Origin of the sequence: Paracoccus marinus (assembly GCF_007018965.1) — a bacterium.
GTDB lineage: Bacteria > Pseudomonadota > Alphaproteobacteria > Rhodobacterales > Rhodobacteraceae > Paracoccus > Paracoccus marinus.
On record NZ_VJYZ01000029.1, the window covers coordinates 1 to 6708 of the forward strand.

Annotated in this window: 9 protein-coding genes; 4 read left to right on the forward strand and 5 right to left on the reverse strand. The window is 63.6% G+C overall.

The window, feature by feature from the left end:
* Both FNF32_RS12015 and FNF32_RS15860 read left to right on the forward strand, forming a co-directional pair.
* Positions 1-235, forward strand: a 235-nt coding sequence (locus FNF32_RS12015; RefSeq protein WP_185961953.1) for a transposase, incomplete at its 5' end; no start/stop codon positions are given.
* Positions 207-590 (forward strand): class I SAM-dependent methyltransferase, encoded by a 384-nt coding sequence (locus tag FNF32_RS15860; RefSeq protein WP_425467911.1) that lies wholly within the window; start codon positions 207-209, stop codon positions 588-590. The genes FNF32_RS12015 and FNF32_RS15860, both read left to right, overlap by 29 nt.
* An 84-nt stretch (positions 591-674) precedes the next feature.
* On the opposite strand, the gene FNF32_RS12025 is transcribed toward FNF32_RS15860, so the two are convergent.
* The 4 genes from FNF32_RS12025 to FNF32_RS12040 form a co-directional block, all read right to left on the reverse strand.
* The gene (locus FNF32_RS12025; RefSeq protein WP_246087816.1) at positions 675-1142 is read right to left on the reverse strand and encodes a c-type cytochrome; all 468 of its coding nucleotides are present in this window, start codon (positions 1140-1142) and stop codon (positions 675-677) included.
* 158 nt (positions 1143-1300) lie between these two features.
* Complete coding sequence (cueR, locus tag FNF32_RS12030) at positions 1301-1699, reverse strand: Cu(I)-responsive transcriptional regulator (protein WP_131675446.1); 399 nt, start codon at positions 1697-1699, stop codon at positions 1301-1303.
* Between the two features lie 120 nt (positions 1700-1819).
* Complete coding sequence (gene copM / locus FNF32_RS15765; protein WP_131675445.1) at positions 1820-2314, reverse strand: CopM family metallochaperone; 495 nt, start codon at positions 2312-2314, stop codon at positions 1820-1822.
* A 505-nt stretch (positions 2315-2819) separates the two neighbouring features.
* Positions 2820-3017 (reverse strand): heavy-metal-associated domain-containing protein, encoded by a 198-nt coding sequence (locus FNF32_RS12040; protein ID WP_036721209.1) that lies wholly within the window; start codon positions 3015-3017, stop codon positions 2820-2822.
* A gap of 238 nt (positions 3018-3255) precedes the next feature.
* On the opposite strand from FNF32_RS12040, the gene FNF32_RS12045 reads away from it, so the two are divergent.
* The gene (locus tag FNF32_RS12045) at positions 3256-5685 is read left to right on the forward strand and encodes a heavy metal translocating P-type ATPase (RefSeq protein WP_246087819.1); all 2430 of its coding nucleotides are present in this window, start codon (positions 3256-3258) and stop codon (positions 5683-5685) included.
* Between the two features lie 120 nt (positions 5686-5805).
* Positions 5806-6279: a DUF411 domain-containing protein gene (locus tag FNF32_RS12050; protein ID WP_425456866.1), complete on the forward strand. Its 474-nt coding sequence runs from the start codon at positions 5806-5808 to the stop codon at positions 6277-6279.
* 26 nt (positions 6280-6305) lie between these two features.
* Here the strand turns inward: FNF32_RS12050 and FNF32_RS12055 are convergent, their stop codons facing one another.
* Complete coding sequence (locus FNF32_RS12055; RefSeq protein ID WP_246087817.1) at positions 6306-6563, reverse strand: hypothetical protein; 258 nt, start codon at positions 6561-6563, stop codon at positions 6306-6308.
* Positions 6564-6708: the final 145 nt, after the last annotated feature.

Genomic DNA, 6708 nt, shown 5'->3' on the forward strand with positions numbered 1-6708 from the left:
CCTGCGCATCCCCGACAACATCACCATCGTGACGCTCCCGCCCTATGCACCGGAGCTGAACCCGGTCGAGAACATCTGGGCCTATCTGCGGGCAAACCGCCTCGCCATCTCCGTCTTCGACACCTACGACGACATCGTTGACCGATGCTGCGACGCCTGGAACGCCTTCGCAAACGACCCCGAGCGTGTCCGATCAATTGCTACGCGTGAATACGCAGAGGCGGTCAATTCTTAGGGCGGTTGGTATAACGGTTCTTGATCTCTCGGAAACTGCCTTGCGCACGGCACGCGCGCGGCTATCGCCGGATGCACCGGTCGAGTGGGTGTTGGCGAACGTCCTGCACTGGCAGCCCTCCGGCCGCTTCGACGTCTGGCATGATCGGGCCGCGTTCCATTTCCTGACCGAGGCTTCCGATCAGGACGCCTATCTGCGGGGCATGGATCGGGCCCTTGCCCCGGCGGCCACGCCATCATCGGAACGTTCGCGCCAGATGGCCCGACCTCGTGCAGCGGTTTGCCGGTCGCGCGCTATGATGCGGCCCTGCTTTCGGAACGGCTGGGTAGCGCCTATCGGCTCGTCCGATCGCTGAGCCACGAACACCGCACGCCGTGGGGCAGCGTGCAGCGGTTCCACTTCGGGCTCTTTCGGAAGGTCTGACGGGTGCGGAAAACCGTCAGTCTGCAGCGACCGCGTTGGACCGCTGCGCCTGCGCGTCGCGAATGTGTTCGGGCCAGGACGACTTGATGTAGTCGAGGATGGCTTCGATCTCGCCATGGTCCAGTATCGAGCCGAAGCCCGGCATGCCCGACGTGAAGGTCACGCCCATGTCGTCCAGGACGGCCTGACCGCCTCGGGTGATGTAGTCGATGAGCATGGCGTCATCGTGGTGCCAGGTGTGGCCCGTCTCGTCATGCGGCGGCGCCGGATAAAGGCCGTTGGCGTCGGGGCTGCGCCAGTCGGGCTGTCCCTCCAGATCGACGCCGTGGCAGGCCGCGCAGTGCTCGACGTAAAGCGCGCGGCCGGAGTTGGCGTCCGTCTCGGAAGCGTGGAGGAACGCCGCCGCCGGAACCGGCATGAGCCCGATCATCAGGGAAAAAGCAGTCAACAGATGCCGACCGGGCAACAGCGGTTTGACCGGCATCCGGTGCCTCCGTCTGCGCCACGACCCTGCCATCAGCGAAAAAGACGTATTTGATCAGCGCCGCAACGACGAGCACCACGAGGACAGCGACCACGAGGCCCCAGATCCCCATTCCCCACATCATGCCATCGCCCATGATCGTTCCGATCTCCTGACTCCTAGTGGTCGCGCGACCTTCCCGAGAGCCCGTCGATGATCGGGCAGTCCGGGCGGGCGTCGCCGTGGCAGTGCTCGACAAGATGCCCGAGCATCTCCCGCAACCCGGTCAGTTCCGCGATCTTGCGGTCTATCTGGGCGAGCTTCTCGGTAGCGATCGCCTTCACATCCGCGCTGGCGCGGTCGCGGTCGGTGTAGAGGGAGAGCAGCTGCCGACATTCCTCGACCGAAAACCCGAGGCTGCGGGACCGCTGGACGAAGCGCAGCCGGTGGACGTCCTCGTTGGAATAGTCGCGGTACCCGTTGGCAGCCCTGTCGGCGGTCAGCAGACCGATGTCCTCGTAGTAGCGGATCGTCTTGGGCGGAAGGCCCGATTGCCTGGCGGCTGTTCCGATGTTCATGGCGGCATCTCCGTAGCTTCTCCCTCCACCATAAGGGTTCCAGCCGCTGGAAGCTCAAGTTAATTCGAGGCGAGCGGACAGAAGTGGCCGCGCGGTCTGCACCGCGCGGCCACTGTGGTCTCAGTTGGCGTTCTCAGCCAGCCAGGTGGTCATCCGCTCGATCTCGGGGCCCTGCGCCGCGATGATCTCTTCGGCAAGCGCCCGCATCTGCGGATCGTCGCCGTGCTCGAGCAAAACCTCAGCCATGTCGATGGCGCCCTGATGGTGGGCGATCATTCCACAGGCGAAGGCCACGTCGGCATCCTCCATCATCATGCCTTCGTGCATGGCCGGCATGGTGATCATCATCTTGCGCATGTTCTCCTGGACATGCTCGGGCATGCTTTCAAGGTCTATGCCTCCCATGCCCATCATCTCCATCATGCCGGCGCCCATGCCGCCGCCCCGATTGCCGTGCATGCCACCGTGGCCCATAGCCGAATGGTCCATGCCGCCTGCGGCGGCAGCTGTTGTGCACTGCTCGGGGAGCTGGAATTCCGCGTCCTGCGCCAAAGCGGGCGCCGAGAAGGCGGTTGCGGCGACAGCCGCTGCTAGGATCGTCTTTGCGATAGTCATCTTGAGTTCTCCTGAATGTATGATTTGTCGAGCGATCAGAGCCACAGACGTCGCGGAGGGGGGAGGATCACGCCCGGATCGTTGCCCAAGCCCGGCACCGGCGTCGCAGCCGTCGTCTCGGTACTGGCCGTAACGGTAGTAATTTCATGCGCTCCGACTGAAATCCCCGGACAGCAATGAGCCATCATGCAACAGCCTAATGTCGCAGCATCACAATCGGCGTCCATCTGAACGGTAAGACGGATGTGCTGACCGCTCGGTTTGGCATGAGCGTGTTGAGTATGGGCTTTCGCTTGCGCTGAGTGATCATTGGGTGATGGGGAGCCAAAGTTCGCAGGCGGCCAGATGAAGGCGAAGGCCAGCGCCAGTAACGCTGCCATTGCCATGTTCCAAATCCTCGCTGATTTTTTCATCAATAGTGACCCACCAGGGAAGACGCTAGCTCAGCAGTTACAACCCGCTCCAGGTGAGCGCGTTCCTCTTGGTTCCGACTATTGGCCGAGCGTCATGCCGCAGGGCGAGGCGAGAACCCGGCGTCCTCGAGCACGGCTGCAACGGCAGATTGATTGGCGCCCGACTCCACGGTCACCTGCTTCTGGGGCAGATCGATCTCGACCTTTGCCTGTGGGTCGACCGAATGGATCGCCTTGGTGACGCTCTTGGCGCAGCCGCCGCACGTCATGTTGTCGATCTGGAACTGCATGGCACTCTCCTGACGGGTTCTGATTACCCCCAAGAGATGGGGCTTCCAGTTGGTGGAAGGTCAAGGGGCGTCATCAACACGAAATCGGGTGTTGACCTTCCAGTGACTGGAAAGAGCAGAAGGGCTCCGACAGCACTCGCCAATGGAATCGATGATGAACGTCCACGCGACAGGAAGCGCCGAGATCGCTTCCAACCTGACACCGAAACTCGCCACTGTCTCGCTTCCGATTGTCGGGATGACCTGTGCGTCCTGCGTCGGGCGAGTCGAGAAGGCTTTGAACCGCGTTGAAGGCGTGGAAAAGGCGACGGTCAACCTCGCCACCGAGCGAGCGGATGTGACCTTGGTCCAGCCTGTCGATCAGGCCAGTCTGGTCCGGGCGATCGAAGACGCAGGCTACGAGGTTCCAAGCCGCTCGATCACGCTCGTCATCGATGGCATGACCTGCGCGTCCTGCGTGGCGCGCGTGGAAAAGGCGCTGCTCGCAGTTCCGGGCGTCGTATCCGCCACCGTAAATCTGGCGACCGAACGTGCTTCGCTTTCCGCCTCAGGCAGTGTCACGGATCGCGATCTCGTCGCTGCAGTTTCCTCTGCGGGGTATGAGGCGCGGACGGTAAGCGGGAACGAAGACGACGAGGCGCATGCGTCCCGCAAGCAGGCGGAGCAAGCCGTCTTGGGTCGCGACGTTACTGTTGCGGCCCTACTGACGCTGCCTGTGTTCGTCCTGGAAATGGGCTCCCACCTGATCCCGGCGGTTCATGACCTCGTCATGAACACCGTCGGCATGCGCGAGAGCTGGTATCTGCAGTTCGTTCTGACGACAGTGGTGCTGTTCTGGCCAGGCCTGCGGTTTTACCGGATCGGCCTGCCGGCGCTCATCAAGGGCGCGCCGGACATGAATTCACTCGTCGCCGTCGGCACGCTGGCCGCCTGGACCTACTCGGTTGTGGCGACATTCACGCCGCAGCTTTTGCCCCCAGGAACGGTGAACGTCTATTTCGAGGCGGCCGCCGTGATCGTCACCTTGATCCTGCTCGGCCGCTACCTTGAGGCTCGGGCCAAGGGCAGGACCTCGGAAGCGATCAAGCGCCTTGTCGGTCTCCAGCCGAAAACGGCCCGCGTCCGCCGCAATGACAAGGTTGTCGAGGTGGCGCTTGGCGACGTCGTGACGGGGGATCTTGTCGATGTACGCCCCGGGGAGCGGATCGCCGTGGACGGCGAGGTCGTCGAGGGCGCGTCCTTCGTCGACGAAGCCATGATCACGGGCGAGCCGGTGCCGGTCGAGAAGCAGGCTGGCGCGACCGTGGTGGGCGGTACCGTCAACCAGACTGGTGCGCTTACATTCCGTGCAACCGCAGTCGGCGCCGACACGATGCTCGCGCAAATCATTCGCATGGTCGAGGAGGCACAGGGGTCCAAACTTCCCATTCAGGCGCTCGTCGATCGCGTGACGCTGTGGTTCGTGCCTGCCGTCATGGCGACGGCGGCGCTCACCTTCCTCGTCTGGGCGATCTTCGGCCCTGAGCCTGCGATCACCTTCGCGCTCGTCAATGCGGTTGCCGTGCTGATTATCGCCTGTCCCTGCGCAATGGGCCTCGCGACGCCCACGTCGATCATGGTCGGAACCGGGCGCGGCGCGGAGATGGGCGTGCTGTTCCGCAAGGGCGAGGCACTTCAGTCGCTCAAGGACGCGCGCGTCGTCGCGCTCGACAAGACCGGGACGCTGACCGAAGGCAAGCCCACCCTCACCGACCTGGAGACCACCAGCGGTCATGCCCGCAAAGATGTTCTCGCGCTGGTCGCCTCGGTCGAGGTGAAATCGGAGCACCCTATCGCGCGCGCGATCGTCGAAGCCGCCGAGGCAGACGGGCTGAAGCTGTCCGATCTGACACGGTTCGAGAGCGTGACGGGTTATGGTGTCAGCGCCGATGTCGGCGGACGCCGCGTCGAGATCGGCGCCGACCGATTCATGGAGAAGCTCGGGCTCAATGTCGGTGCATTCGCGACAATCGCCGCGCGACTGGCCGACGAGGGCAAGTCGCCACTCTATGCCGCCGTCGACGGCGAGCTTGCCGCGATCATTGCCGTCGCCGATCCGATCAAGCCATCCACGCCGGAGGCCATCCGGGCCCTGCACGATCTCGGACTGAAGGTGGCGATGATCACAGGTGACAACCGGCGCACGGCGCAAGCCATCGCACGACATCTCGGAATCGACGAGGTCGTGGCCGAGGTGCTGCCGGACGGCAAGGTGGAGGCCGTCAGGGCGCTGAAGCGCCAACATGGCGGACTTGCCTATGTCGGGGACGGCATCAACGACGCGCCCGCCTTGGCCGAGGCGGATGTCGGCATCGCCATCGGTACCGGAACCGACATCGCCATCGAGGCCGCCGATGTTGTCCTCATGTCGGGCAGCCTCAAGGGCGTTCCGAATGCGATCGCGCTGTCAAAGGCGACGATCCGTAACATCCGGCAGAACCTGTTCTGGGCCTTCGCCTACAACACCGCGCTCATCCCGGTCGCCGCCGGGGCGCTCTATCCCGCCTTCGGATGGCTCCTGTCTCCCGTCCTGGCGGCCGGAGCCATGGCGATGTCGAGCGTGTTCGTGTTGGGCAATGCGCTGAGGCTGAAGCGCTTCCGGGCTCCGATGGCTGACGTCGGCCGATGATGAGGCGCCGTGAGATGCTGCCGCATGGAAAGGACCCGGTGCTTGCGGTAAAGCTTCAGGGACAGATGCCATGAAGCACCGGGAGAATCGCAGGCGACGCATCAGAGAATGGAGGAAGAAATGAAACTGAATTTTACCCGTCGAGGCTTGATGCTGGGAGCATGCGCCGCCTCGGTTGCTGCCGCTGTTCCGGCAGTGGCGGACGCAAGACCTGCGCTCCACGTCCTAAAAGATCCAAACTGCGGATGTTGCTCGGCCTGGGTCGAGATCGTGCAGGCCGACGGGTTCGATGTGACGGTCGAAGAGAGCATAGGAACGGCGCTCGCGCGCTACAAGCTCGACAACGGGATCCCGCAAGAGATGGGTTCGTGCCACACCGGCAGGATCGCGGGCTACATGATCGAAGGTCATGTTCCGCCAGCCGATATCCGTCGGCTGCTGGAGGAACGCCCGGACGCCATCGGGCTCGCGGTGCCGGGGATGCCCTACGGTTCGCCCGGCATGGGTCCAGAAACCGAGCGCGAGGCTTACGAGGTGTTCCTGATCCGGCGTGACGGCTCGACCGAAGTTTTCACAAGCTATGCGGCTGCCTGATCCTGGTGCTGCTGTTTGGCGCGTGATCAGGGCCGAAGACACGTACGCGCCTGGTCGCGCATGACAGCGTAGTCGCTCAGCATCTCGCCAACGGCCGAGCCAAGCTGCAACGAAGCCAGTTCCTCGGCAGCCCTGGCCTGAAACTCCCGACTATACTCGACGACGGGTGGGCAAGTCCCGAACTCGCCCGTCTCAGAACCGACCGTCGCGCAGCCGCTCAGCAAGCTCGTTGCGATCGCGAGGGCGGCGAGCGGCGGCTTCCAGCATCCGGCGTTGGACATCATTGGCCTTCTCCCTAGTCTCAAGGCGTTCGGCGAGGCGGCCCGTGCGTTCGCCGGACCGCCGAAGCGCTAGGTCATGTTGACAAATGGCGGAGCCATAAGCGGATCGACGTGATGTCGATGAAGCCCAGGAAGCTTTCGGCGGTCT

Coding starts and splice junctions, on each gene's coding strand:
- copM (WP_131675445.1), bottom strand. CDS start 2,314: ATGACTATCGCAAAGACGATCCTAGCAGCGGCTGTCGCCGCAACCGCC.
- FNF32_RS12050 (WP_425456866.1), top strand. CDS start 5,806: ATGAAACTGAATTTTACCCGTCGAGGCTTGATGCTGGGAGCATGCGCC.
- FNF32_RS12045 (WP_246087819.1), top strand. CDS start 3,256: ATGACCTGTGCGTCCTGCGTCGGGCGAGTCGAGAAGGCTTTGAACCGC.
- FNF32_RS12040 (WP_036721209.1), bottom strand. CDS start 3,017: ATGCAGTTCCAGATCGACAACATGACGTGCGGCGGCTGCGCCAAGAGC.
- cueR (WP_131675446.1), bottom strand. CDS start 1,699: ATGAACATCGGAACAGCCGCCAGGCAATCGGGCCTTCCGCCCAAGACG.
- FNF32_RS12025 (WP_246087816.1), bottom strand. CDS start 1,142: ATGCCGGTCAAACCGCTGTTGCCCGGTCGGCATCTGTTGACTGCTTTT.
- FNF32_RS12055 (WP_246087817.1), bottom strand. CDS start 6,563: ATGATGTCCAACGCCGGATGCTGGAAGCCGCCGCTCGCCGCCCTCGCG.